General features: G+C 43.1%; 25 protein-coding genes. 13 read left to right on the top strand and 12 right to left on the bottom strand.

What is annotated here, in order from left to right; translation table 11 throughout:
• Positions 1-82: 82 nt before the first annotated feature.
• From QZ576_RS15695 to dtd, 6 genes are all read right to left on the bottom strand, one after another.
• Complete coding sequence (locus QZ576_RS15695) at positions 83-1,018, bottom strand: hypothetical protein (protein WP_297098737.1); 936 nt, start codon at positions 1,016-1,018, stop codon at positions 83-85.
• A 72-nt stretch (positions 1,019-1,090) separates the two neighbouring features.
• Positions 1,091-2,131, bottom strand: coding sequence for a hypothetical protein (locus tag QZ576_RS15690; protein ID WP_297098736.1), 1,041 nt, complete (start codon positions 2,129-2,131; stop codon positions 1,091-1,093).
• 42 nt (positions 2,132-2,173) lie between these two features.
• A complete protein-coding gene (locus tag QZ576_RS15685; RefSeq protein WP_297098735.1) occupies positions 2,174-2,659 on the bottom strand; it encodes an RNA polymerase sigma factor in 486 nt (161 codons plus the stop codon).
• Positions 2,660-2,818: 159 nt separating this feature from the next.
• Positions 2,819-3,892: a branched-chain amino acid aminotransferase gene (locus QZ576_RS15680; RefSeq protein WP_297098772.1), complete on the bottom strand. Its 1,074-nt coding sequence runs from the start codon at positions 3,890-3,892 to the stop codon at positions 2,819-2,821.
• A gap of 198 nt (positions 3,893-4,090) precedes the next feature.
• Complete coding sequence (locus QZ576_RS15675) at positions 4,091-4,429, bottom strand: nucleotide pyrophosphohydrolase (protein ID WP_297098734.1); 339 nt, start codon at positions 4,427-4,429, stop codon at positions 4,091-4,093.
• Positions 4,430-4,456: 27 nt separating this feature from the next.
• On the bottom strand, positions 4,457-4,912 hold the full coding sequence (gene dtd / locus QZ576_RS15670) for a D-aminoacyl-tRNA deacylase (protein ID WP_297098733.1): 456 nt from the start codon (positions 4,910-4,912) through the stop codon (positions 4,457-4,459).
• Positions 4,913-5,018: 106 nt separating this feature from the next.
• Between dtd and QZ576_RS15665 the strand changes: the two genes are divergently transcribed.
• From QZ576_RS15665 to QZ576_RS15640, 6 genes are all read left to right on the top strand, one after another.
• Complete coding sequence (locus QZ576_RS15665) at positions 5,019-7,400, top strand: TonB-dependent receptor (RefSeq protein WP_297098732.1); 2,382 nt, start codon at positions 5,019-5,021, stop codon at positions 7,398-7,400.
• Between the two features lie 200 nt (positions 7,401-7,600).
• Complete coding sequence (locus tag QZ576_RS15660) at positions 7,601-8,773, top strand: Gfo/Idh/MocA family oxidoreductase (protein WP_297098731.1); 1,173 nt, start codon at positions 7,601-7,603, stop codon at positions 8,771-8,773.
• A 70-nt stretch (positions 8,774-8,843) separates the two neighbouring features.
• Positions 8,844-9,839: a sugar phosphate isomerase/epimerase gene (locus QZ576_RS15655; protein WP_297098730.1), complete on the top strand. Its 996-nt coding sequence runs from the start codon at positions 8,844-8,846 to the stop codon at positions 9,837-9,839.
• A 91-nt stretch (positions 9,840-9,930) separates the two neighbouring features.
• The gene (locus QZ576_RS15650) at positions 9,931-10,338 is read left to right on the top strand and encodes a PaaI family thioesterase (protein WP_297098729.1); all 408 of its coding nucleotides are present in this window, start codon (positions 9,931-9,933) and stop codon (positions 10,336-10,338) included.
• A 187-nt stretch (positions 10,339-10,525) separates the two neighbouring features.
• On the top strand, positions 10,526-11,839 hold the full coding sequence (locus QZ576_RS15645) for a Gfo/Idh/MocA family oxidoreductase (protein ID WP_297098728.1): 1,314 nt from the start codon (positions 10,526-10,528) through the stop codon (positions 11,837-11,839).
• A 265-nt stretch (positions 11,840-12,104) separates the two neighbouring features.
• Positions 12,105-13,118, top strand: a complete 1,014-nt coding sequence (locus tag QZ576_RS15640) for an adenosine deaminase (protein ID WP_297098727.1) — start codon at positions 12,105-12,107, stop codon at positions 13,116-13,118.
• Between the two features lie 532 nt (positions 13,119-13,650).
• Here the strand turns inward: QZ576_RS15640 and queF are convergent.
• The 3 genes from queF to QZ576_RS15625 form a co-directional block, all read right to left on the bottom strand.
• The gene (gene queF, locus QZ576_RS15635; RefSeq protein ID WP_045025772.1) at positions 13,651-14,121 is read right to left on the bottom strand and encodes a preQ(1) synthase; all 471 of its coding nucleotides are present in this window, start codon (positions 14,119-14,121) and stop codon (positions 13,651-13,653) included.
• A 76-nt stretch (positions 14,122-14,197) separates the two neighbouring features.
• A complete protein-coding gene (queC, locus tag QZ576_RS15630) occupies positions 14,198-14,881 on the bottom strand; it encodes a 7-cyano-7-deazaguanine synthase QueC (RefSeq protein WP_297098726.1) in 684 nt (227 codons plus the stop codon).
• A gap of 91 nt (positions 14,882-14,972) precedes the next feature.
• On the bottom strand, positions 14,973-15,653 hold the full coding sequence (locus tag QZ576_RS15625; protein WP_297098725.1) for a queuosine precursor transporter: 681 nt from the start codon (positions 15,651-15,653) through the stop codon (positions 14,973-14,975).
• Between the two features lie 360 nt (positions 15,654-16,013).
• Here QZ576_RS15625 and QZ576_RS15620 point away from each other — a divergent pair, with 360 nt between their 5' ends.
• Positions 16,014-16,571, top strand: coding sequence for a lipocalin family protein (locus tag QZ576_RS15620; protein WP_297098724.1), 558 nt, complete (start codon positions 16,014-16,016; stop codon positions 16,569-16,571).
• Between the two features lie 2 nt (positions 16,572-16,573).
• Complete coding sequence (locus tag QZ576_RS15615) at positions 16,574-17,035, top strand: SRPBCC family protein (RefSeq protein WP_297098723.1); 462 nt, start codon at positions 16,574-16,576, stop codon at positions 17,033-17,035.
• A gap of 82 nt (positions 17,036-17,117) precedes the next feature.
• Here the strand turns inward: QZ576_RS15615 and QZ576_RS15610 are convergent, their stop codons facing one another.
• The 3 genes from QZ576_RS15610 to QZ576_RS15600 form a co-directional block, all read right to left on the bottom strand.
• On the bottom strand, positions 17,118-18,383 hold the full coding sequence (locus QZ576_RS15610) for a T9SS type A sorting domain-containing protein (protein ID WP_297098722.1): 1,266 nt from the start codon (positions 18,381-18,383) through the stop codon (positions 17,118-17,120).
• A 78-nt stretch (positions 18,384-18,461) separates the two neighbouring features.
• Positions 18,462-18,665, bottom strand: a complete 204-nt coding sequence (locus tag QZ576_RS15605; protein ID WP_297098721.1) for a DUF2892 domain-containing protein — start codon at positions 18,663-18,665, stop codon at positions 18,462-18,464.
• A gap of 256 nt (positions 18,666-18,921) precedes the next feature.
• Entirely contained in the window at positions 18,922-19,686 is a 765-nt protein-coding gene (locus tag QZ576_RS15600; protein WP_297098720.1) for a hypothetical protein, read from the bottom strand.
• A 179-nt stretch (positions 19,687-19,865) separates the two neighbouring features.
• Between QZ576_RS15600 and QZ576_RS15595 the strand changes: the two genes are divergently transcribed.
• From QZ576_RS15595 to QZ576_RS15575, 5 genes are all read left to right on the top strand, one after another.
• Positions 19,866-21,077: an acyltransferase family protein gene (locus QZ576_RS15595; RefSeq protein WP_297098719.1), complete on the top strand. Its 1,212-nt coding sequence runs from the start codon at positions 19,866-19,868 to the stop codon at positions 21,075-21,077.
• 395 nt (positions 21,078-21,472) lie between these two features.
• Entirely contained in the window at positions 21,473-22,762 is a 1,290-nt protein-coding gene (locus QZ576_RS15590) for a PQQ-binding-like beta-propeller repeat protein (protein ID WP_297098718.1), read from the top strand.
• Positions 22,763-23,381: 619 nt separating this feature from the next.
• Positions 23,382-23,879 carry a CIA30 family protein gene (locus QZ576_RS15585; RefSeq protein ID WP_297098717.1) on the top strand — a complete coding sequence of 166 codons (498 nt, stop codon included), beginning with the start codon at positions 23,382-23,384 and terminating at the stop codon, positions 23,877-23,879.
• A gap of 329 nt (positions 23,880-24,208) precedes the next feature.
• Positions 24,209-25,201, top strand: coding sequence for a tocopherol cyclase family protein (locus tag QZ576_RS15580; protein WP_297098716.1), 993 nt, complete (start codon positions 24,209-24,211; stop codon positions 25,199-25,201).
• 464 nt (positions 25,202-25,665) lie between these two features.
• On the top strand, positions 25,666-25,956 hold the full coding sequence (locus tag QZ576_RS15575; RefSeq protein WP_297098715.1) for a GIY-YIG nuclease family protein: 291 nt from the start codon (positions 25,666-25,668) through the stop codon (positions 25,954-25,956).
• Positions 25,957-25,991: the final 35 nt, after the last annotated feature.

Here is a 25,991-nt window from a genome sequence, read left to right as displayed (position 1 = left end):
AATGTACGCGAAGCAACGGTTAAAGCAAAAAAATCCCCGGCAAAAATTACCGGGGATATGAGTTATATATGTTTTTTGATTTCTAAATATTCGGGAACGAAACGCCGATCATCAATGGATAAGCCTCAGGTCCTCTGCCATCTTTAAATAACGATGTCATGCTGTAGTTGGCAAAAATGCAGAAGTCGCCAAAACCAATACGTCCGGTAAGTTCGTATTTCCACTGGTTAATGTTGTAACCACTTTTCGACTTTTCTTTGCCGCCTTTGTAATATTTGTATTTGGTGTGCGAGCCCAGGTAAAGACTGCCGATAACACCACCGGCCAGGTACAAACGAGAACTACCCATACGAAGTGGCGTTTTCACTTCAAGCATCAAAGGTGCGGTAATATAATTTACATGCAATTTCGATTTTTTAATTCCGCGGCCTTCGCTGTCGTTAGGTAAGTATACAGGAACTGTCATTCCGCCACCATCCAGCTTTTCAATGGTTACAGGATCGTTAAAAGTATAGTCGTTAAAACTCAAACCAAGACCGGTTACCACACCAAATGTTTTGCGTTCGTTTTTAAATGCGAATTCGGCAAAGTTCAGGTTCCAGGATAACGATTTGCCCGGATTCAAATCAAGAAAATCGCCAAAGTCTTCGTAATCGCCATCGTAGATTGAATAATCTGTTCCGGTCATAATGTTTACACCAACTTCAAGGCCTGCCCAGTGTGGATTAAATCGTCCCGACCATTTCTGGCGATTTTCATCTTTTTCAACTCTAACGTAAGTTCCGTTATGGCCTTCGATAACTTTAAATGTACGACGGCCAATGCGCACATGAGTCGTGTCGCCCCAGTCGTCGGTAATAACTTCAACGCCGTCGCCAACAACAACCTGTACTTTATCGTCGTCCTCAACAACAGTAACTACATTCTTTTTTAATACTTTAACCTCAGTGGTATCGGTTTGTGCGAATAGATTTGTGCTTAGTGCGCAACATAAAATTAGTGTCAATAATTGTTTCATTGTCTTTTCGTTTAAATGTTTCTGATGCTGTGACGGACTGCTGGTTTTAAAAGTTACAGGGAAATTTCAAATTTATTCACCAGCTTCGTTTTTACCCGGAATAGAAAAGGCCAGCAAACGCGATTCGTACGTGTAATTTACTACTTTCCCGTTGTCGTTGGTTTCGTATTCAAAACGGTCGTCGGATAGGTTGGCAATCAGATTGAGACCGGCTTTTGAGATCTTACGCAAATTGAGTTTATCTTTCACGCGGTCGGCCAAAAGCATTTCATTATCGTAAGTTTCGGCCGGATAGATGATGTACATTGTCGCCAGGGATGTGTTTGCTTGTTCAACATCTAAGGAGGCGTTAATAGGTTGCATCTCATCAGGAACGATAAGTGTTTCGCGCATGGCCAGTAACTCGTCTGGAGCCGAAGTGGCGTTATTTTCAACAATATTATCTTCGATGATAAGTTCTTTCGGACTGATCTCTTCTACAGGAACAGGAGCTTCGATTGGTGTATTTTCTTCAACTTGCTCGTTATTCTCAGATAGTATTTCCGGTGTTTCTTCAATGGTTTTTTGAGGCGCTTTTTCCACTTCTGCAATTTGCTGCGAAGTGTTTTCTACAGCCGTATTGTTGCGATTTACAAGGTTAAAAATTACAAGACCAAGAACTAAAACCGCTGCCACACGGCTTGTCCAGAGCAGAATAGTTTTTCCCGGGGCCTTTTTGTACAGCTTTTTCTTATGCGCAAAAACGATGTTTTCATCAGCTGTTAAAATGGTGTTTTGGAAAGCTGCGGCTTGTTTTTCCTTTTCGGGATGACTGGCAAGATAGGTTTCAAACTCCTGTTTTTCGTTCGCGCTTAAATCGCCTTCCAGCAATGCAATCGCAGCATTGTCAAAAGCTTCTTCATTATCGAAATTGCTTTTATAAAGTTCTGTTTTATTGCTGAACGCAATCTTTTCAGGCTCCAACGAAATTGGCTCATAAAGTTCCAGTTCTTGTTTCAGGTCGGGGTTCGCTTTCAGAAACGCAATAAAGCTATCGATCATCCCTTCATCGAGGTTCCCCTCGAGGTAATCGATAAAATATGCTTCGTAATTTGTTCTGTTAATCTCCTTCATGTCCGTCCTTTCTCCTTTTCCCCTTTAGGCGAGTTTGAGGGGTTATGCCACAGCCTCAATGCTGCCAATATATTTCTTCAAAAACAACCTTGCACGATAAATATACACCTTCACCTGCGACTCGCTTAAATTCGTCAGCTCGCCAATTTCCTGGTAGTTGTATCCTTCGTAATCGCGCAACAACACTACCATTCGTTGAATCTCCGGTAGTTTGTTTACGGCTTCAGTCAGTATTTCGCTCAAGTCGGAATAATTGCCTTCGCGGCCTTCTTCCGGCAAGCTCAAATCTTCAGTAAACGCCGAACGTTTTTCCTTTCGAATGCGGTCAATCATCGTGTGGTAGGCAGTGGTAAAAAGGTACGATTTTACTTTCGTGCCATCCACATTCTCGCGGTTCTTCCACAATTTCTCGAAACTATCCTGCACAATATCTTCAGCCATATGCACATCTTTTATACTTTTCAGTACAAAGCGGTACAGACGATCTGAGTAATTGTCAACTGCAAGGTTATATTCGGTAATTGTCATTTGTTTCTGAACCTCGTTCGTAACATACGACGGATAAGTTTTGAGATAGTTACAGTATAAATAAAAAAAGCTCCGAATTTTTTCGAAGCTTTATATCTTTTGGGTTCTGCGGTTTGTAACCGCATTGTTAAAAGCGGATATAATCCGCTTAACCCGTTTTTACTCAATTATCTCCACCCAACCGTGTGTGTCGGGCTCGTCGCCATATTGAATAGCGCGCAATTTGTTGTATAATTTTGTCGACCATTCGCCGGCTTCTTCCTGGTTGCCGTACTTGAACCACTTGTCGTTGTCGTTGTCGTAAATACCTTTAATTGGCGAAATTACTGCAGCGGTTCCACAAGCTCCTACTTCGTCAAACTCTGCCAGTTCTTCGTACGGAACTCTGCGGCGCTCAACGTTCAATCCCATTTCTTCGGCCAAAACAATAAGGCTTTTGTTGGTGATCGATGGAAGAATAGAAGCTGATTCCGGAGTAATGTAAGTGTTGTTTTTTATGCCAAAGAAGTTGGCCGGTCCACATTCGTCGATGTATTTTTTCTCTTTACTGTCGAGATAAAGTACAGCCGAGAAACCGTTTTTCTTGGCTTTTTTGCCTTCGTACATACTGGCAGCGTAGTTTCCGCCAACTTTATATTTTCCTGTTCCTTGCGGAGCAGCGCGGTCGAATTCGCGATAAATTACCAGGTTGGTAGGTTTAAATCCTTCAGGGAAATAAGGACCAACAGGCATAACAAATACCATAAACAGGTACTCTTCGGCCGGAGCAACACCAATTTGTGGTCCGGTACCAATTAACAGCGGACGAATGTACAATGCCGCACCCGATTCGTAGGGCGGAACAAAACGCTCATTCATTTTAACAGCCATTCGAACGGCCTCCTGAAATTTCTCAACCGGAAGTTTCTGCATCAGAATACCATCGGCAGAATTTTGCATACGTTTGGCATTTTCATCCATGCGGAAGACCCTGACCTTTCCATCTTTTCCTTTAAAGGCTTTTAGTCCTTCAAAAGCTTCCTGTCCATAATGCAATGCCGTTGCCGACATGTGAATATTAATGACGTTTGATGAGCTGATTTCAAGTTCTCCCCACTTGCCGTCGCGGTAATAGCAACGAACGTTATAGTCCGTGTCACGGTATCCAAACCCAATGTTTTTCCAATCGAGATTTTCCATTGTATACGTTTTAAGTCTGCTTGTTTTGTATTCTATTTGCAACTTTTGTTGCACTAGCAAAGTAAGCGATTTTTCTTTAATGAAAGTAAGAAATTAATCATGAAACCCTTTTGTAATAAATGTTTTATAACGTACGAGTAATTTCGGATTTTTTTAATTGAATAAGATTTTGCTGGTTTTTCTGTAAATTTTATTCCAAAGACCTGAATAATATTTCAAAATAACAAAAGTGCAGATTTCAGGAAAAATGGCTTATTTCAATTTGTCATTGTTTTTATGCCTATCGCCATCGCGTTTGGTTTTTTTCTCCATATTTTTCAGAAATGCTTCGTTCAGATCAACACCGGTTTGATTGGCCAGGCAAATCAACACCCAAAGAACATCAGCCATTTCGTCGGCAAGGTTATATTCTTCGTCCGACTTTTTAAACGACTGGTCGCCATATTTCCGGGCCATAATACGCGCCAGCTCACCCACTTCTTCGGTAAGAACTGCCATATTTGTTAATTCGCTGAAGTAGCGCACGCCAATGGTTTTTATCCAATCATCAACCTGTTTTTGGGCTTCGGAGATAGTAAGTTCGTTTTTCATTTTCACATGTTTAACTGATGAAACAGGCTAAAAATCCTTTTGTTTCGAATCGATGATAATGGTTACCGGACCGTCGTTGATCAGCGCAACATCCATCATGGCACCAAATTTTCCGGTTCCAATTTTTTTACCGAGAGCGGTTTCCATCGCAGCCACAAATTTTTCGTACATCGGGATTGAAATGTCGGGTTTGGCAGCCCGAATGTACGACGGACGATTACCCTTTTTGGTGTTGGCCTGAAGTGTAAACTGGCTTACCACAATAATGTCTCCGTCAACATCAATTACCGAGCGATTCATCACTCCGTTCTCATCGTCGAAAACACGCAATTGTGTCGACTTTTTTACCAGGTAATCAATGTCTTCCTGTGTATCTTCGTTTTCAATTCCCACCAGAATTAACAAACCATTTTTTATGGCCGATATTTTTTCGCCTTCAACCGTCACCGAGGCTTCTTTTACTTTTTGAATGACAACACGCATTTGCTTTTCAATTTTTCGATGGCTAATTTATAAAAACAATAATCCTTTCTCAACTTTTATTACTTAGTTTTGTTTGAGGATTTGACACAAAATTTAAACAAAATCAATGAAGAAAGTCGGATTAATTTTACTTTTATTTGGATTGCCACTATGGATGCTTGCACAAAATGCCGCATTAACCGGAAAAGTTGTAGATGCCGTTAGTAACGAGCCCTTACCTTTTGTAAATGTGCTGGTTTCGGGTACTTCAAACGGAACGGTAACAGACGAAACAGGTCATTTCGAGTTCAGAAACCTGACCCCGGGTTTTATTCGTATCGAAGCCAGTTTTGTTGGTTATAAAAAGGCCATTTCATCGGAGGTAGAGGTAAATAATTCGAGCACTGCTTTTGTAGAAATATTGTTGCAAAAGGCGGTATCAGAACTGGATGAGGTTACAGTTACCGCTTCGCCATACCGAAAAACCATTGAAAGCCCGGTTTCGCTGCGTAGTATTGGCATTGGCGAAATTGAAAAAAGCCCCGGTGCCAACCGCGATATTTCAAAAATCATTCAGTCGTTCCCTGGTGTGCAGTCGACGCCCGCTTTCCGAAACGATATTATCATTCGTGGTGGCGGCCCATCGGAAAGTCGTTTTTACCTCGATGGTGTGGAGGTGCCGTTTATCAACCACTTCGCCACACAAGGCGCTTCGGGCGGCCCGGTTGGTATTTTAAATGCCGATTTTATTCGCGAAGTAAATTATTACTCGGGCGCTTTCCCGGCCAATCGTGGAAATGCGCTAAGTGGCGTGATGGAATTTTACCAGATCGATGGAAACGAAGAGAAACTGAATTTTCATGGAACACTTGGTGCATCGGAAGTTGCCGCAACTTTGGATGGCCCCATTGGTGAAAAAACAAACTTTGTTGTGTCGGTACGCCAGTCATATCTACAGTTTTTGTTTAGCGCGCTGGAATTGCCGTTTTTACCCACATTTACCGATATGCAATTTAAAGTACGCACTCGTTTCGATAAAAAGAATGAGTTGACACTAATCGGTTTGGGAGCCAACGATTTGTTTGAGTTAAATGAAGATATTGAAGATCCGGACGATGAGCAAAAGTACATTCTTAGCGAAATTCCGGTGAACAAACAATGGTCGTACACGGTGGGTGCGGTTTACAAACATTACCGCGACAACAGTTACCAGACTTTTGTGGTAAGTCGCAGTCATTTAGATAATAACGCCTACAAATACCTCGATAACGACGAAAGTTCGGAGGAGAACAAAATTCTGGATTACGATTCGCAGGAGGCCGAAAACAAGTTTCGTTTCGAGAACACATCGCGAATGGATGGTTTTAAATTGAATTTTGGAGCCAACCTCGATTTTGTGAGCTATAAAAACAGCTCGCAATTCCGCCGTTTTTACGAGGGTCAGCCGGTTGATGTGATGTACAACACCGATCTTAACCTGGTAAAATACGGACTGTTTGCACAGCTCAGTAAATCGGTTTTTAGCGAACGTTTGGCTTTGTCGCTGGGTGTGCGCGCAGATGCGAATAATTACTCGTCGAGCATGAAGAATATTTTGAATCAATTTTCGCCACGTTTTTCGGCATCGTATTCGTTAACCGATCAGTGGAGCCTGAATTTTAACACCGGACGTTATTACCAGTTGCCGGCCTATACAACGCTGGGTTACAAGGAGAACGATGTTTTAGTGAACAAAGCCAACAACCTGAAATACATTGCAGTAGATCATGTTATTGGTGGTTTGGAGTATCGTCCCCGACCAGCGGTTCAGTTATCGGCCGAAGCATTCTGGAAAGGTTATTCCCAGTATCCGTTTTCTGTGAATGACCAGGTAAGTCTGGCGAATCTGGGAGCTGATTTTGGCGTGGTTGGCGACGAAGAAGTAACCTCAACTTCCGATGGAAGAGCGTACGGAGCCGAGTTTCAGGCGCGTATTAATTCAACTGATGGATTTAATTTTAACCTGTCGTACACTTTGGTGCGCAGCGAATTTAAAGACGGAGAAGGCGCTTACATTCCCTCAAGTTGGGATGCCAAACACCTGATCACACTTACCACCACAAAAGACCTGAAACGCAACTGGCGCGTTGGTGCACGCTGGCGTTTTGTGGGTGGTTTACCTTATACGCCGTGGGATATCGAAAAATCGTCGCTGGTTGAAGCCTGGGATTTGCAGGGCGGTCCGTATTACGATTATACGCAGTTAAATGCCAAACGCTTCGATCCTTTTCATCAGCTCGATATCCGGGTGGATAAATCCTATTATTTCGATAAACTCACCGCGAAATTCTACATCGACATTCAGAACCTCTACAATTTCCAGGCCCAGGAAAACGATATTGTTGTTCGTGCCGAAGATGCCAACGGTAATTTTCTCACAACCGACAACGGAACGCGTTATGTGCTGAATGAAATTGAAAGCAGGTCGGGAACGGTTTTGCCAACCATCGGAATTATTATCGAATTTTAGATCAACCTGAATAGGTAAAAACCGGGTTTTATGAATCCTTATAATAAGGAGGTCACAACACAGCAAAAGTTGTTGTGTTTGTCTTTCATTTTATAGGCAGTATCCTGTAAAAACGGGATGCAGAAGTACACCTGTGTCTGTTGCTTCCTAAAAAAAGAGTTCTTACATTTATAAACTAGATCAACAAAAACTAATAGATCATGATGAATCGAAAACTTCGAATGGGAATGGTTGGCGGAGGCTCCGGTGCTTTTATCGGGGCAGTTCACCGCACAGCAGCATTAATGGACAACCAGATAGAAATGGTTTGCGGCTGTTTTAGCTCCGATCCCACCCGATCAAAGGAATCAGGAAAAGCACTTTTCCTTCCCGAAGACCGTGTTTACGGCACTTACCAGGAAATGTATGAAAAGGAGGCGCAATTGCCCGAAGGTGAACGAATGGATTTTGTAGCTATCGTAACACCAAATCACATGCATTTCGATCCGGCAGTGAAAGCTTTGGAACACGGATTTAATGTAGTGCTCGATAAGCCGATTACTTTTACACTTGATGAGGCTTTACAATTAAAAGATAAAATTGCGGAAACTGGTTTAACCTTTGCATTAACGCATACTTATTCCGGTTATCCAGCGGTTAAACAGGCCCGGCAAATGGTTGCCGATGGTAAGTTTGGTACCATCAGGAAAATATACGTGGAATACCCGCAAGGTTGGCTGGCAACAAAACTGGAAGATACCGATAACCAACAAGCCGGTTGGCGTACCGATCCAAAACGCTCGGGAAAAGCCGGTTGCATGGGCGACATTGGAACTCATGCACATCAATTAGCAGAATACATTTCCGGATTGCAGGTAACCGAAATTTGTGCCGACTTAAATGTTTTTGTTCCCAATCGTTTGCTCGATGATGACGGATCCGCATTTCTGCGTTTTAACAACGGGGCACACGGTGTGTTAACGGCATCGCAAATTGCGGCCGGCGAAGAAAACGGAATTAAAATCCGTGTTTACGGCGAAAATGGTGGCCTGGAATGGCACCAGCACGAACCCAATACCTTGATCTTAAAATGGATCGATCAGCCTATGCAAGTATTGCGAACGGGAACAAACCTCGATGCTCCGGGAGCATTGCATAATACACGAACTCCGGGGGGTCACCCTGAAGGTTACCTGGAAGCGTTTGCCAACATCTACCGTAATTTTGCACTTACTGTTCGAGCCAAAGCCAACGGAGAAGAGCCTACACCCGAAATGCTCGATTTTCCGGGAGTTGAGGACGGTATTCGTGGAATGCAGTTCATCGATACGGTAGTTAGTGCCGGGTATAACGATGAGGTGAAATGGGTAAAATTTGGCGAAACAATCGATTAGAAATAATTGAGCAGGTGACTTCAAGTCACCTGCTCAATAAAATAAATATGAACTAAAAACTACAACAATAATGGCAAGACCAGTAACACTTTATACCGCACAATGGGCCGATCTTCCCATTGAAACCATGTGTCAGAAAGCAAAACAATTTGGCTACGATGGTTTGGAGCTTTGCACCTGGGGCGATCACATTAATGTTCCGAAAGCCGATCAGGCATACTGCGACAGCAGAAGAGAATTACTCAATAAATACGATCTCGCGCTATATACGATCTCAACGCATTTGGACAGTCAGTGTGTTTGCGATCCTATCGATCTGCGGCATAAAAACATTGCTAGTGCTCATGTCTGGGGCGATGGCGATCCGGAAGGTGTACGTCAGCGTGCAGCCGAAGAAATGGTAAAAACAGCCGAAGTGGCAAAACGTTTGGGAGTAGATACCGTGGTTGGATTTACCGGAAGCCCGATTTGGCACATGCTTTATTCGTTTCCGCCGGTATCAGCCGAAATGATTGAAGAAGGTTATGCCGAATTTGCACGCCGTTGGAAACCGATTCTCGACGAGTACCAGAGTCTGGGTGTAAAATATGCATTGGAAGTGCATCCAACGGAAATAGCTTTTGATATTCACACGGCACATCTGGCGCTAAAAGCATTGGATTATCATCCTGCCTTTGGTTACAACTACGATCCTAGCCATTTGGGTTACCAGCATGTGGATTATGTGCGCTTTATCTACGAGTTTGCCGATCGTATTTTCCATGTGCACATGAAAGATGTGTATTGGAGCGATGTACCAACCGGAGTTGGTGTTTTTGGCGGGCACATGGAATTTGGTGATAACCGCCGTTACTGGAATTTCCGTAGTATGGGACGTGGAAAGATCGGGTTCGAGAACATTATTCGCGCACTGAATGATATCGGTTATAACGGACCTCTTTCTGTAGAATGGGAAGACAGCGGCATGGATCGTGAAGCCGGGGCTGCAGAATCCTGCGAATTTGTTAAAAAGGTTGATTTTGCACCGTCGAATATTGCGTTTGACGATGCGATGCAAAAAGATTAAAAGAACGAGAAGAAGACTTTTCAGGCCGGGAGCAACAATGTTTCCGGCTTTCTTTTTTTCGTACTTTCACGAAAATTAAACTCAAAAAAGAATGACCGATTCAAAATACCATAAAACATTTGGGAAGGATGTGTTTGCCGCCAACAACGGGATAAAATTAGTGGAAGCAGAACCCGGATATGCAAAATCGAGCATGGAAATTAAACCAAGTCACTATAATTCAGTCGGAATTGTTCATGGCGGAGCTTTGTTCACGTTGGCTGATTTTACTTTTGCCGTTGCATCCAATTCGCATGGCAGAGTGGCCTTGGCGATTGATGCTGAGATTTCGTTTTTTAAAGCCACATCAAGCGGTACATTAACGGCTGTGGCAAAGGAGATCTCGTTAAACGGAAAACTGGGTACTTACCTGGTGGAGATTACCAACGAAGCGAATGAACACATCGCCCATTTTAAAGGAACGGTGTACCGAAAAAAGGATAAAATTGAGTTTGAATAAGTATTCAGTTTTACATATTGTGTTGTAGAATACATTAATAATGTGTGAGTAGCTGGGCAAAAAGTAAGCATTAAAAATGGATAACTTAAAATAAATCTACAAATTTGGGGTCGGTTACGCAAAAGGAGTTCTTCTTGAGCTAAATACCATGAAATAAGATTTATTTTCTAATACCAACTAAATAAAAATGACTAACAGGAGAGATTTTATTAAAACATCGGCAATGGCAACAGCTGGCGTAGGGATTGCGTCGAGTATGCCTTTAGCGATGGAATCGTGCTCGGGTGCAAACGAAAAATTAGTTTGCGGTTTGATAGGGGCAAAAGGTCAGGGTTTTACTGATCTTCAAGCTTTTTTGAAACAAAAAAATACGGAGTGCGCGGCCATTTGCGATGTGGATGACAAGATTCTGAATCAACGTATTGCCGACGTTGAGAAAATTCAGGGAACAAAACCAAAGGGATTTAAAGATTTCAGAAAATTGCTGGAAGAACCCGGTATTGATGTGATCATTATCGGTACTCCCGACCACTGGCACTGTCTGCCATTTGTGTATGCAGCACAGGAAGGAAAACATATTTTCTGTGAAAAACCGCTGGCAAACTACATCGAAGAGATCAACATTATGGAACGTGCCTGGAATCGTTACGGAACAATTGCCCAGGTAGGGCAGTGGCAGCGTAGCGACAAGCACTGGAAAGATGCTGTTGATTTTGTTTACACCGGCGCGCTGGGTAAAATTCGTACCGTACGTTGCTGGTCGTACCAGGGTTGGATGAAATCGATTCCGGTAATGCCCGACGGACCTGTTCCGGCAGGTGTTGATTACGATATGTGGTTAGGACCGGCAAAAGCACGTCCGTTTAACCCGAACCGTTTTCACTTTAATTTCCGCTGGTTCTGGGATTATGCCGGTGGTTTAATGACCGACTGGGGTGTACACATCATCGACTACGGTTTATACGGAATGAAAGCCAAAGCGCCAAAATCGATTATGGCAATGGGTGGCAAATTTGGTTATCCTGATGATGCTTGCGAAACTCCTGACAGCATGCAGGCGCTTTACGAATTCGACGATTATACCTTGCTTTGGGATCATGGTTTAGGAATCGACGGAGGTTACTACGGCCGCAGCCACGGTGTAGGCTACGTTGGAGAAAACGGAACTTTGGTGGTTGACCGTAACGGCTGGGAAGTTATTCCTGAAGGTGGCAGAAACCCAAGAATGGAACGCGTTGAACTGAAAAAAGGCGATGGTCAGGGATTGAACAACCACATGGAAAACTTTATCGATTGTATTAAAGATAACGATCAGAATACAAACTGTAGCGTTGAAATTGCTGCCAATACTGCTCGTGTGGCTCACCTGGGTAATATGGCCTTAAAAACAGGCCAGCGCCTTTACTGGGATGCCGACAACAGCAAGTTTATTGGTAACGATGCTGCCAACGAATTGTTGGTGCCAACTTACCGTGTACCATGGGAATTGCCTAAAGTTTAAAAGGATAAATACCATATATTTTGAAAAAGCAGGCTTATTTCGGGTCTGCTTTTTTTGTTGAAAAGTTCATTTGTGATATAATCATTTGACCCCCTAAATCCCCCGAAGGGGGACAATTCCTCCCCTTTGGGGAGGCCAGGAGGGGTTCAAATTCTCTCATAATTATTATTTATTGCCAGATTCTTGAATGATTTTTATGGAGTAGAATTTTTCAATTTGCTTATTAAGGCCTGGTATCCGTATATTTGAAATAAAGAAGAAAAGAATGACATCGAGAAAACAGACAGAATTGATAAATACGATTCCCAAAGCCGAATTACATGTACATATTGAAGGTACTTTTGAGCCGGAACTGATGTTTACCATTGCTGAAAGAAATGACATCCGGTTAAAATTTAAATCGGTTAACGATTTGCGTACAGCTTATCAATTCAATAATCTTCAGGAATTCCTTGACCTTTATTATGCCGGAGCCTATGTTTTGCTTTACGAGCAGGATTTTTACGATCTTACGAAGGCCTACCTGAAAAAGTGCTACGAAGAAAAGGTGGTACATACCGAGATCTTTTTCGATCCGCAAACGCACACGCAACGTGGTGTTCCTTTTGAAAACGTGATAAACGGAATTTTGCAGGCTTGTAACGATGCCCGCGAGGAATGGGGCATAACCTACCGATTGATTCCCAATTTTTTGCGTCATCTGAGTGAAGAGGATGCCATCAAGACTTTTAAAGAGTCGTTGCAGTTTGGCGATTTATTTACTGCATATGGTCTCGATTCCAGCGAAAAAGGTCATCCGCCGGCAAAGTTTAAAAAGGTGTTTGAAATGGTGCGTGCCGAAGGATTTCTAACCGTTGCACATGCCGGAGAAGAAGGACCGGCACAAAACGTTTGGGATGCAATAGAACTACTAAAAGTTTCTCGTATCGATCACGGAGTGCGTTCGATCGACGATGCGGAATTGTTGGATGAATTGGCACGGATCGAAATGCCCTTAACGGTTTGTCCGCTATCGAACCTGAAGCTAAAAGTGGTGAACGATATGGTCGATCATCCTTTAAAAAAGCTCTTGGATCATAACATTGTAGCAACAGTAAACTCCGATGATCCGGCGTACTTTGGTGGTTATATGAACGCCAATTTCCATGCTGTTAATGAGGCGCTTGATCTCACCAACGAAGATATCGCGACACTGGCCGCCAATTCGTTTAAAGCCAGTTTCCTATCGAATGAGGAAAAACAAAATTGGTTGGATGAGATTGCTAAGTTTATTGCTTAGAAAAAGATGATTTGTTTGATGTTATTTAGAAATTGCCAGTTGAATTGTATTGTTTGATTGTTTAAGTAGCTTTGGTCTTCAAGCCAGACGGGCTCTTTCTTTTGCAGTCGATCAAAAGAAAGCAAAAATCTTGTCAAAAAATAACCTTTGCGTTTTTTCAATGTAACTAATTAGCCCGACTGACGGATTTTTGACGAGCCCGCACAAGATTTGCCTTTAGGTCCGCCTTCGAGAAAAAGCGTTAAGAAAATAAATGTAGAGAACGTAAAGAAATCAAGTTTGTTTGACGATCGTTAGACCTGAAGAATGAAGGTCTAAAAGGAGGAGTTTCTTGATTTTAGTGAAAGGAATTTATTTTTAGTTTTTTATCGTCAGCGGTGGCTTTTTTGAATCCTTTTTCAGCTATAGGAAAAAGGATTTCCTGTCTGGAAAGACATTGTGAGAGTAGACTTCAATTGAAAATAAGTATTAGGTTAATTCACTCGTCTTCCAGTATATGAATTCTTGGAATCAAGAATATTATTATAAACTTTTATCGGTTGTCAATCTTCTCCGGATTTAAATCATGGTTCTGCATTCGAAACCAGGCCATCTCTTCGTATTTCGTCCCCGGTTTTCCGTAGTTTGAAAAAGGATCGATGCTGAGGCCGCCACGAGGCAAAAATTTCCCCCACACTTCAATGTATTTTGGATTCATTAAAGCGATCAGGTCTTTCATAATGATGTTGATACAATCTTCGTGAAAAGCACCGTGGTTACGGAAACTAAACAAATAAAGCTTCAGGCTTTTGCTTTCTACCAACTTTTCATCAGGGATGTAACTGAGGTAGATGGTTGCAAAATCGGGCTGCCCGGTAATGGGGCACAGGCTGGTAAACTCGGGGCAGTTAAATTTTACCCAGTAATCATTTTCAGGGTGTTTGTTATCAAACGATTCCAGCACATCCGGCCGATAGTTAAAATCGTAATTCGTTTCGTTTCCCAGGTGTTTTAATTCGCTCATAATTCTGCATTTAGTTGTCACACTGAGCAGAGTCGAAGTGTTATTCAGTCTTCGACTCCGCTCAGACTGACAGTCATTATTCATTCAATCCTTTAAGTCCTCTCTTTTCCAAATACTTCTCCAATCCTTTATTCCGCAGCTCACAAGCCGGGCATTCTCCGCATCCTGAGCCTTTAACGCCATTGTAGCAGGTAACCGTTTCGTTCTGTACCAATTCAAGAACGCCCAGTTCGTCGGCCATCTGCCAGATTTCGCTTTTGTTCTTCCACATCAGCGGTGTATGGATTTGATACGGATAATCCATCGACAGGTTCAGCGTTTCATTCAGCGACACGATAAAATCATTCCGGCAATCGGGGTAGCCGCTAAAATCGGCCTGACCAACACCCGTTACCAGGTGGTGTATATTGTGCACTTTGGCAAAAATGGCGGCGTAGGTTAAAAACAGCATGTTTCGGCCTTCCACCAGCGTGTTAGGAGGCGTGTTGTTCGGTTTATGGCGATCCACCTGCATGCTGTGGTGCGTTAACGAATTCTGGCTGAGTTGTGAGATCAGGTCCATCGAAAATACCTGCAAAGGCACACCGGCATTTTCAGCAATCGATTTTGCAGAATCCAGCTCAATAGCATGGCGCTGCCCATAGTTAAATGCAATCGCATAAACTTCGTCGAATTCACGTTTTGCCCAAAACAGGCAGGTAGTAGAATCCTGTCCACCCGAAAAAACCACCAGCGCTTTTTTCTTATCTGTTGATGTCATTTTAAAATGTTTTAATAGAATGAATGGAGAAGATCGGGATAAGTTAAATCTAACTTTTGCCTTCTCCCTTTTGCCTTTCTACTTTCAATTTTTAAACCTGTCTCAGTTTAAACGGATTGTATGAGATCTGGTAATCGTAAGTGTCGATGCCTTCCAGTTTTTTTACTTTACCAACCACCCAAATGGTTAGTGGAAGCACGGCAATTTCGTACACGGTTTTGATGATTGCCTGAGTAATGATCATAGTTATCAGCGCATTAACAGGAAACATTCCGGCAAAGGCAATGGTAATAAAAATAGCCGAATCGGCACCTTCGCCAACAAGCGTAGAAACTACTGCGCGTATGGAAAAGCCTTTTCCTTTTGTTAGCACTTTAAACTTGCTCATTACATAAGCATTCAGGAATGAACCCATAAGGTAGGCCAGCATACTGGCAGCTACAATTCGCGGAGTACTGCCCAAAACAGTTGCAAAGGCATCCTGGTTTTCCCAGAAAGGCGCGGCATTTACTGTAATTGCAAGTGTAAAGAACACTACGGCGAGCACATTTACTCCAAATCCTGCCCAAATAATGAGGCGGGTTTTCTGGTAACCCCACACTTCAACCAGCACATCGTTAATGATGTATGCCAGTGGAAAGATCAAAACTCCGGCCGGGGCTGACCACGGACCGATCATCATAATTTTTGAAGCAAGAATGTTGGAAATCAATAAGCAGGTGGCGAAAAGAATACCTGCAAGCATAAACAGAACGGATACTTTGTTTTTCATTTTCTTGTTTTTTACGTGGTTATCAAGAACACGTGGTTAATACGCCGCGAAGATATAAAATTTTCAATATCAGGAAACAAGGGCTTTTAATTTAAAAGACTGCTTCTCTACCGTTTGGAACCAGATTTATAATTGGATGAAGATGAAGATGCTGAAACAAGTTTAGCATGACGAATTTAATTAAGCCTGCAAAAAACTTAGAACGTCACCCTGAACTTGTTTCAGGGTCTTAAAAATAATAGTCACTTCGATGGATTTGGGTACCGAAGTAATCTCTAAAATAGTTCTCCCTTCAACCGAACCAAACACATTGTTTAGTGTTTTATGAGTATGATTAAACAAAACATGAAAAGAATAGCTATGTCTCAACCGAATTGGTCGGTTTCGCTAATTCTGCTTAGTTTTATAATAAGCGGTTTATTTACCGGCTGTTCAGGGCAAAAGCAAATGATAGATAACAGTGTAGTTAAGGAACTAGACCTCCAAAAGTACCTGGGAACCTGGTACGAAATTGCCCGTTACGATCATCGTTTTGAGCGGGGAATGGTTGGTGTTACAGCCAATTATTCGATGCGTCCCGACGGCAAAATCAAGGTCGTTAACAGCGGCTACCAAGATACACTCGACGGTGAATATTCTGAAGCGATTGGAAAAGCAAAAATTCCCGACCCGGAAAACGATCCTGCAAAACTAAAGGTCTCCTTTTTCTGGATATTTTATGGCGATTATTATGTGCTGGAATTGGATGAGGATTACCAATGGGCAGTTATTGGCAGCAGTACCGACAAATACCTTTGGATATTGAGTAGAACTCCACAAATGGAACCTGCAGTGTACAACGATTTGCTAAAACGTATTGCTGATCGGGGATATGATACTTCAGCACTGATTAAAGTGAAACAAAAGCAAAACAGTTAACAATGGCATTCTATCAATTCAGACGCGAACAGCTTATAAATAGTACCATCGACGAGGTGTGGGATTTTATTTCCACACCACAAAACCTGAAACGTATCACTCCGGATTACATGGGTTTTGACATCCGTACTCCCGGTTTGTCTAAAGCGGCTTACGAAGGAATGATCATTGCCTACACCGTGCGGCCGCTTTTGGGAATTCCTACCACCTGGGTAACCGAAATTACGCATGTGGTGCCGCAAAAGTATTTTGTAGATGAGCAGCGTGTTGGGCCTTATAAACTCTGGCACCACGAGCACCACATTGAGTCGGTAGAGGGCGGCGTGTTAATGAAAGACATTGTTAGTTACAGTCCGCCGCTGGGTTTCCTTGGGCAAATCGCCAATGCACTGGTCATTCACAAAAAACTGGAAGAGATTTTTGATTACCGGACAAAGGCATTTGAGGAGATATTTCCGCGATAATAAAAAACGCCTGTGAAAATTGCTTCTACAGGCGTTTTTTATGCTGTCCATCCAGGATCGTATTTTAACTTGAAAGGCCGAATTACCGTTTAATTAGTTTCCGGATTTGCAGCTGGTCGCCGTCTTGTAATTGAACAAAGTACAATCCTTGTGGCAAATGAGAAATATCGAGTTCGGTCCTGTTGCCGATATTGGTTTGGCTAACCGAACGTGTTTTTCCACTGATATCGATCATCCGAACCAAAACATTATTATTTAGATCATCGAATTCAAGTGTAACTTTATCGCTTGCAGGATTCGGATACATGGTGAAAGAATTAAGTTGCAGATCACTAACACTGGTTACATTAAAAATGTCGGTGAAATTTGTATTGTGACTGAAATTCAGAACGGTATCGCCAGCTACATTATTGAGCTCCAAACGCCAGGCGTGATCAGTTGGCGGCGCATCGTAACTACCGCTGCTGTTGTGGTCGGCATAAAAATCAATGGTGTATGATTTACCGGTTTCAATTCCGTAAGCCACAATTTCAAATTCCTCTTCAACCGTAACTTCTGTAGTGAATAATTCCTCTCCATCGCTTTCATCAATTACCCAAAGATTAAGGCTTTGACCAATGTGAGGAGTCATTCCCAAGAACTGCACCGTTAGCTTATTTTGCCACATAATGTCGGTAAAGTTCGTATTGTGGGCAAAGTTTAGTGTTTCATCACCCGTTACATTGTCGAGCTCCATTTGCCAGGCATGGTCTGTTGGCGGAGCGTCGTATGATCCGTTTCCGTTATGGTCGGCAAAGAAATTTACAAAGTACGAGTGGCCTGTCTCCAGCCCTGAAACCTGTACCTGAAATTCGGCACTGACAGTTTCTGTGGTTCTCTCAACCTCCATCCCTGAATCTTTTTCAACTAGCGAGAGGTAAAGCATTTGCCCAACATGTGGATTCATGCCGGTAAACTGAACGGTAAGCATATGCTTGCCGTCATCTTCTCCCGATTGTACCTCGATTGTACCACGCATTCCCTGTCCGGCATGCGGATCGCATTGATATTCGTACGTTCCGGCAGTAGTAAAAGTATGAGAGTAGGTCCACCCCGATCCAACTTGATTTCCAAACGATTCCGGATTATCGGGGTACGTAGAGGTAGTACCATTTACATTGTGCGAGCCTTCGATATTTCTCCATTCAACAACATCGCCAACATTAATGGTTAGTACGCTGGGAGTAAAAACATTGTTTGTAACCTGCACATTGTGTGTGGTTTGTGCATGGGTTACTGCAGCAGAAATTAGCACAAGTACTAATAATAATCCGCTAAGTTTTCCGAGTAAAGTAAAATTTGTTTTCATAGGCCTCTATTTTAAATTTTAATGGATTAGAAGATACTTATATCTTTAATCTGAAGAAAAAAAGAGGCAAATCTGTTGTTAACTGTCCTTTTTTGTTTTTAGTCCGAGTGGCAAATACATTGGGCAAAAACTAAAAATACTGGTAAGCAAAAAAACGATTGCAACTACCAGTAAAACGATTCCCAGCGTTCCACTTACAGTTCCTGTAAAATAAAGTACAGCAAGTACTGCGGCCACAATAATTCTTAGGCTCCTGTCAACGATTCCCATGTTTTTCTTCATCTGTTTTTTCTAAAATTTCTAATTAATCGTTATTAGGCCTGGTACATTGTTTATAACATAATGCCAGGTCTTTCATCTGTCCCTGTTTCTAAAACAATTGGAGACTCAAAATAGTTGAGTGCCAACCTGTTTTGTGCAAAAGGTAGCACCGTTTTGGTGGGGTTGATGTTCGTTTTAGTATGGATGGTGAGACGGTTGCTATTGATTCAATTCAACCGTCTCACCAATTTTATATTCTTTCAATCAGAGCTGACTTTTATTGTTCAAAATTCAACGACCAGTCGGGCTGGAACCATCCGGTTACCACTTCCATTTTGCGGAGGTGTGGTTGAATATTTCCCCATAACTCGGTTAGTTTCTCCGAATGATTTTCCTGAAGCGATGCTTCCAGTGTGCGCATTGACAAAGGACTCTCAGAGCGATCCATAACTACCCAGCAAGGAGAGTCGTAGCCAATCATAACGCTATATAAATCCCAACTCCATTCTTCATCAATGTTCTCGCTAAATTCGATGTATTTTTTCACAGCATCTGCCATTTCCTTTTCATGGCCGGCTTTTAAATAGAAAAAGGTCCATTCGCAATACCTGTTGTCTATGGTTTGCATACCGGCACCATTGGGGTGATACGACAAGTCTTTTTCCCAGTGGATAATGGTTTGGCGCATGGTAGAAAGATCACGGAATTTAGCTTCGGCATCAAAACCCTCTTCTTTCATTTTGTTGGATAATTCGCCCATTTTGGCAAACATTGGGTCCAGAGATGCAAAATTCTCGAAGGGCACTACCCAGTAAAACGAACTTACATCGGTTGAGTAGGCAAAAACCGGCAAATCGAAATTTATTTTTTTCCAGAGGTCAATACCCTCCTGCTGTACTTCTCTGAACTCCGCTAAATCGGCAGGTTGTACAAACTCTTCAATGACTAAAAAGTTCTCAGGCATGGCAGGTGTTTCCTGTGCCTGGAGTGAAACAATTCCCATAAAAAGGAATAGACAAACAATAATTCCTGTTGTTTTCATTTGGTTAATTTTTTTGATTTACTCTTGTCTTTACGAAATCCGATAGAATTGGTTATCAAAGTGTTATTTGCGGTAAAGTTCAACTCCTTTAAAATGCCCAACAGCAATTCATTAATCCTTAATCTATTATCGTTAGTCCTTTATTTATAGTTGTTTATCGAAATGATTTCGCAAAATGGATGATACTTGTAATTTTTGTACCGGATATTGGGAAACCTGATTTGCAGGAATCCCGTTTAAGCCAAAATGAATTAGACAAACTAAAAACTACCACTGCCATGTCATCAACATCACGCCTGTATTACATCGACAACCTCCGTATTTTTCTTATCTGTTTGGTTGTATTGCTACATTTTAACATCACCTACGGAGCGCCTGGCGACTGGTATTACAACGAATCGGAAGCCGGAATGCCGGAAATGATCATTCAGGCCATGTTTAACATTACCAACCAGGCCTTTTTTATGGGCATGTTCTTTTTTATATCGGCCTATTTTACCGCCGCTTCCATAAAACGAAAAACAACGGGCCGGTTTTTAAAAGACCGCCTGGTTCGTTTGGGAATCCCATTGCTCGTCTTTTATTTCTTTTTGAATCCACTAACCAATTTCATTCACTACTATTTTATCAAACACGAAGCGGTAACATTTCTGGGTTTCCTTGGCAATCAGCGTGCACGGGGTTTCGGTCCGCTGTGGTTTGTTGAAACACTACTGATCTTTACCCTGATTTACCTGCCAATAAGTAGGCTGAAATGGAACATCAAAATGAATTTTCCGGGTACCGGGAAGTTGGTGTTAGGAGCATTTATTGTTGGGTTAAGCCAGTATATTATCCGGCTTTGGTTGCCGGTAGGATGGAGCCTGCCGCATACCGGATTACAGTTTCCGTTTTTTGTGCAGTACATCGTAATGCTTGTATTTGGCGTTATCGCCTATAACAACAACTGGCTCGAAGCCATTAGTGTTAAAAGTGCAAAACGTTGGTTTATTTTTGCCCAGCTTATGATCTGGATCGCTCTGCCTGTAGTGCTTTATTTTGGTGGAAAAGAAAGAGGAATAGAAGCTTTTGTGGGAGGTGCAACCTGGCAAAGTTTTGTCTGGGCAATATGGGAGCAACTGGTTTGTGTGGCTATGATCATCGGGCTGTTTGGCCTGGCAAAAAGATATTTCAATAAACAAGGTGTTTTGGCGCAGCAATTATCCGGTAGTGCTTACGGGGTTTTTATTTTTCATGCACCAATAATTGTAGCATTAAGCGCCCTTTTTGTGGGCTGGCAAAACATCAATCAGCTGCTAAAATTAATTGTGTTGGCACCCGTAGCATTAACGGTTTGTTTTGCACTGGCCTGGCTGATCCGTTTGGTGCCGGGGGTTAAGAAGGTTGTTTAAATTGCTTTAATCACCACCTCCCCACCGATTCCACTACGTTCCATCAGCGGTACTCCTCCTTCAAGGAGGAGAAACGTTCGTGTGTCAATTCAAATTTTGGACTTGAACCAAGCCTATAGCACGAAAATTTAGCTACCCTGATTTTCAATTCCCCTCCTCTCAGGAGGGGGGTACCGCGTTTACAGCGGTGGGGCGGTGTAAACATCACAACATATTAAACACCTCCGTCATCACGATTTCATTGGACTCCATTGTGAGTACTCCTTCTCAAAGGAGGAGAAACGCACGCATGCCAGTTCAATTTGTGATAATACTTAACACCCCATTAACCTCAACCCCATTTTCTTCCACTACTTTTTTGCTATTTTTGAAAAAAACCATTTTATAATCTCATCATGAAGAATCGACTATTTCTAGCCGTATTTACATTTATTTTAGTAAGCTGTTCGCAGCAAAAAGGAAACAACTGGCCACAATACCTTGGCCCCGACAGAAATGCCACAATCACCGATGCAGGAATAATGCGCGAGTGGCCCGAAACCGGCCCTGATAAAGCCTGGGAATTCCCGTTAGGACCAGGCTTTGGTGGAGCTGCAGTATATAACAACGAGGTGTTTGTCCTCGACCGCATTAAAGGTGAAAGCGATGTGTTACGCTGCATCGACCTGGAAACCGGAGCCGAAAAATGGAACTACAGTTACGAAGCTGAAGGTGAACTGCCTTACCCGGGTTCACGCGCGGTGCCGGTGGTTGACGATAACTATGTGTGGTGTGTTGGTCCGCACGGGCACTTTCATTGTATCGATAAAAAAACACAGCAAGCCGTTTGGTCGCATAACCTGCTGGCCGACTACGGTGGCGAACTCGACAACTGGGGATTTTCAGCATCACCAATCGTGACCGGCGATTTGGTAATTGTAGCTCCGCAAGGCGAAAAAGCCGGGGTAGTAGCCTACAATAAACTCAGTGGCGAGGTTGTTTGGGAAAGCCGCAGACTGACAGGTTACCGTTTTCATGTGTCGCCCATATTGGGCAACTATGGCGGTGTGGAGCAGGTGATCATGACCAGCTCGTGTGTAAAAGGCGATGGATTTTCCACCGATGAGGTAGTGTCCTTTGAAGTAAAAACGGGTAAAGAACTGTGGAGTTACAAAGGCTTCGATTCGTTTGCGTGTATTGCGCCTCCGGTAGCAGTTGTTAATACCCATTTGCTGCTCACCTCGTGCGCCTACAAAGACGTATACGAACCGGTTACCATTCTCTTGGAAGTGAACAAGGAAGGCGAATCATACAATCTCAACGAACTGTTCCGTACCGAAGAAGCCGGATGTAAAATGCATCCTCCGGTGGTGATCGGCGAGCATATTTACCTGAATAACAACCATCGTGTAAACGAAATGTCGTGTTTAAACTGGCAGGGCGAAAGCTGCTGGCCCGAGAAATCTGCACCGGGTTTTGAGCTGGGAGCCATTATCATGATCGACGGAATGATCATTAACCAAAACGGTAAAAACGGCGATCTGCACCTCATCGAGCCCACCCCCGAAAGCTACAAAGAAGTAGGCAAAGCTTCGTTTTTTACCATGAAAGGTTCACAAGCCTGGTCACCAATGGCCTACGCCAACGGCAAACTCCTCGCCCGCGACAACGAGAAATTGGTTTGTGTGGAGCTGAAAGAAAGTTAGGTTCATAACCACAAAAATAAAATCCAGAGGATTTAAACGTTTCTAGAAAATATTCCGGGATATAAAGGTGCGACACCACACAGTGTCGCACCTTTATTCTTTTTACCCATCGTTTGTAACGAAACACCACCTCCCCACTGATTCCGTTGCACTACATCAGCGGTATTCCTCCTGTTAGGAGGAGAAACTATTTGTATTTCAATTCAATTTCTGTGATACCCAATAAGCCATTAGCACGAACGTTTCCCCTCCACAAAATCAGATATTCCGCTTTGTTTCCCCCATTTGGGGGAAATGTCAGGGTAAGGCTCGCGCGCTGGCCGACAAAGGGGGTCCAGGAGGGGGGTACCGCGTTTACGGCGGTGGGGTGGTGACGAAATACAGTAGGATCAATATGGTTTTTGCTGACGGGGTGGTTAGATTGCTTCTCCCGATTCGTTTTACTCATCGGGATCGCAATTGTAAGGTAGTGAAACGACCAAAGTAATCTCTTCCACCTTCCCAATTTTTCCTTACCTTAGTAAGGATAACAGAAGGTTTATGGGCACTTGTGTAGCCGATCGTCCGTAACTGAAATCCCTGCAAAATGGTAGTATTCATCTTAATCACTTTTTTACAAATGAACACCTTAGTATTGTACGATTTTACAAAAACTGCCACGCTTGATGGTTGGTATACCGTTAACGATGATGTAATGGGTGGGCGTTCTACCTGCTCGTTTAAGCTCAACGAACAAGGCAACGCTGTTTTTCAGGGACAGGTATCGCTCGAAAACAACGGAGGATTTTCATCGGTACACTACCGCTTTCCTCCGCTTGAAACCACTGGCTTTACATTCCTTTCGCTGCGGGTGAAGGGCGATGGAAAACGTTACCAGGTGCGCATTAAAAACCGGGCTGACGACTACTACTCATACATTGCCTATTTTTCCACCAATGGCGACTGGCAGGATATCAAAGTTCCCTTAAGCGACATGTACCCTTCATTCCGCGGGCGTACCCTCGATATGCCCAATTTTGCGGGAGGGGAAATTGAAGAATTTGCCTTGCTCATTGGTAATAAAAAAGAAGAGGCCTTTCGTATCGAAATCGACAAAATTCAGTTACTGGAGGAATAAGAGCAGCTGACAATCGGAATACATTATACCCCTCTTTTGCAACGAGGGGTAAGTTAGATTGCTTCTCCCGATGCCAGAAAACTGGATCGGTATCGCAATGACTACGGTGTTGGGATATTTGGGCAGCGGACAGGAGAGAATCGTGCCGGGATGAATGTGTTTGATGTCCGCTGCTATTCTAAATATTCACATCCTGTCATTGCGAGGGATCCGTCAGCCGACGGAGACCGAAGCAATCTGGACTCTATTCTATCCTTGCTACCGCGCGCCCGAAGTTTCGGGGCTTCGCGTGGTTAAGTGCAACAATATTCTTGCTATCTTTAAGCATCATGCATCCGATCAACCAAATAAAAGCTTTGTTTCACCCCGAGCGTTACCACGGCTGGGGGCGCAGCAAACGGTATTTCGAAGGCTGGTACTATAAATTTGTGTCGGCCGGAGGGAAGGAGGCTTTTGCCTTTATCCCCGGTATTGCCATGGACGAGCAGGGCAATCAACATGCTTTTATACAGGTGCTCGACGGAAAGGTGCAAACAGCAGAATACATTCAGTTCCCTGCCGAAGCTTTTACCGCCACATCCGGTTCTTTCACTGTTGGTGTCGACAGAAGTAAATTTACCAGGCACAGCATGCAACTGACTCTTAACGATTATTCCGGAACACTGCAGTTTAAAAATACGGTTCCCTGGCCCAGTAAGTGGAACTCGCCGGGTATTATGGGGCCCTATACTTTTGTGCCCTTTATGGAGTGCTACCACGGCATCGTCAGCATGGATCACGAGTTGGAGGGCACCTTAACTATTCACGGGCGACCGGTCGATTTTAGCGGCGGACGTGGTTATATCGAAAAAGACTGGGGCCATTCCTTTCCATCGGCCTATTTCTGGATGCAGTCGAACCACTTTTCCCGGCCGGGAATTTCCTTTAAAGCATCAGTGGCCAAAATTCCGTGGTTACGGAGTTCCTTTGTGGGCTTTATTGCCGGTTTGTATGTCAACGGGAAGCTGTTTCAGTTTACCACCTATAACGGCACAAAACTGTTGCGCTCGCTGGCCGACAAACAGCAGGTAGAATTGCTGATGGAAAACAAAAAATACCGCCTCGAAGTAGTGGCACACCGCCATTTGGCTACCGAGCTGGCATCACCCATAGCCGGTTTTATGGATGGTCGCATCAGCGAAAGTATGACCTCTGAACTCGACATTACCCTGAGAGACAAAAAAAGCGAAAAAGTCCTCTTCCACGATACCGGCCGAAATGCCGCTCTTGAAGTGGCCGGCGAGATTAGTGAGATTTTGGTGAAGGAATTTGTTTTTAGGTAAGCAATGTCTTTAAACGGTTGGATTGCTTCTCCCGATTCATTTTACTCATCGGGATCGCAATGACGCGTACTATCTTGTAGGAGGGGCAGCGGACAAGAAAGAATCATGGACGGAATTAGAGTTCATTGTCCGCTGCCGATTCAATAATAAATTCGTGTCATTACGAGGGAGGGACGACCGAAGTAATCTCTTTTCATTTCGTAATTAGTAATAAGTTTTAGATTGCTTCACCTCTTACGTCGGCTCGCAATGACAAATGCGTTAGAATATTGGGCAGCGGACAGGAGAGGATCATGCCGGGATAAACAAGTTCATTGTCCGCTGCCTTCTCAAACATCAAATTTGTCATTACGAGGGAGGAACGACCGAAGTAATCTCTCTTCTACCCTTGTTACGAACGATGTGCAGAGAGGAACTTGTGACCAAAGCAATCTATTCATATCTTTACCTGAAATTCCCAAATCATGAAAAAAGAAGCTTACGTTTATATCTTAACAAATACAACCAAATCAGTGCTTTATGTAGGTGTTACCAGCGATCTTACACAGCGAATTCAACAACACAGAAGCGGATTTTTCAAAAACTCATTTACCTCGAAATACCGGATTAACAAATTGGTTTATTACGAGTTGTTTCAGGATATAACCGATGCTATTACTCGTGAGAAACAAATAAAAGCCGGTTCCCGGCAGAAAAAGATTGACCTCATAAATAGCCGAAATCCTGAGTGGAAAGATTTAATGCTTAAGAATTAGATTGCTTCGCTACGCTCGCAATGACTGCGTAATTG

Source organism: uncultured Draconibacterium sp. (genome assembly GCF_913060805.1).
GTDB lineage: Bacteria > Bacteroidota > Bacteroidia > Bacteroidales > Prolixibacteraceae > Draconibacterium.
Note: the sequence above shows the minus strand (reverse complement) of the source record. Positions and strands in the feature narration are given on the sequence as shown.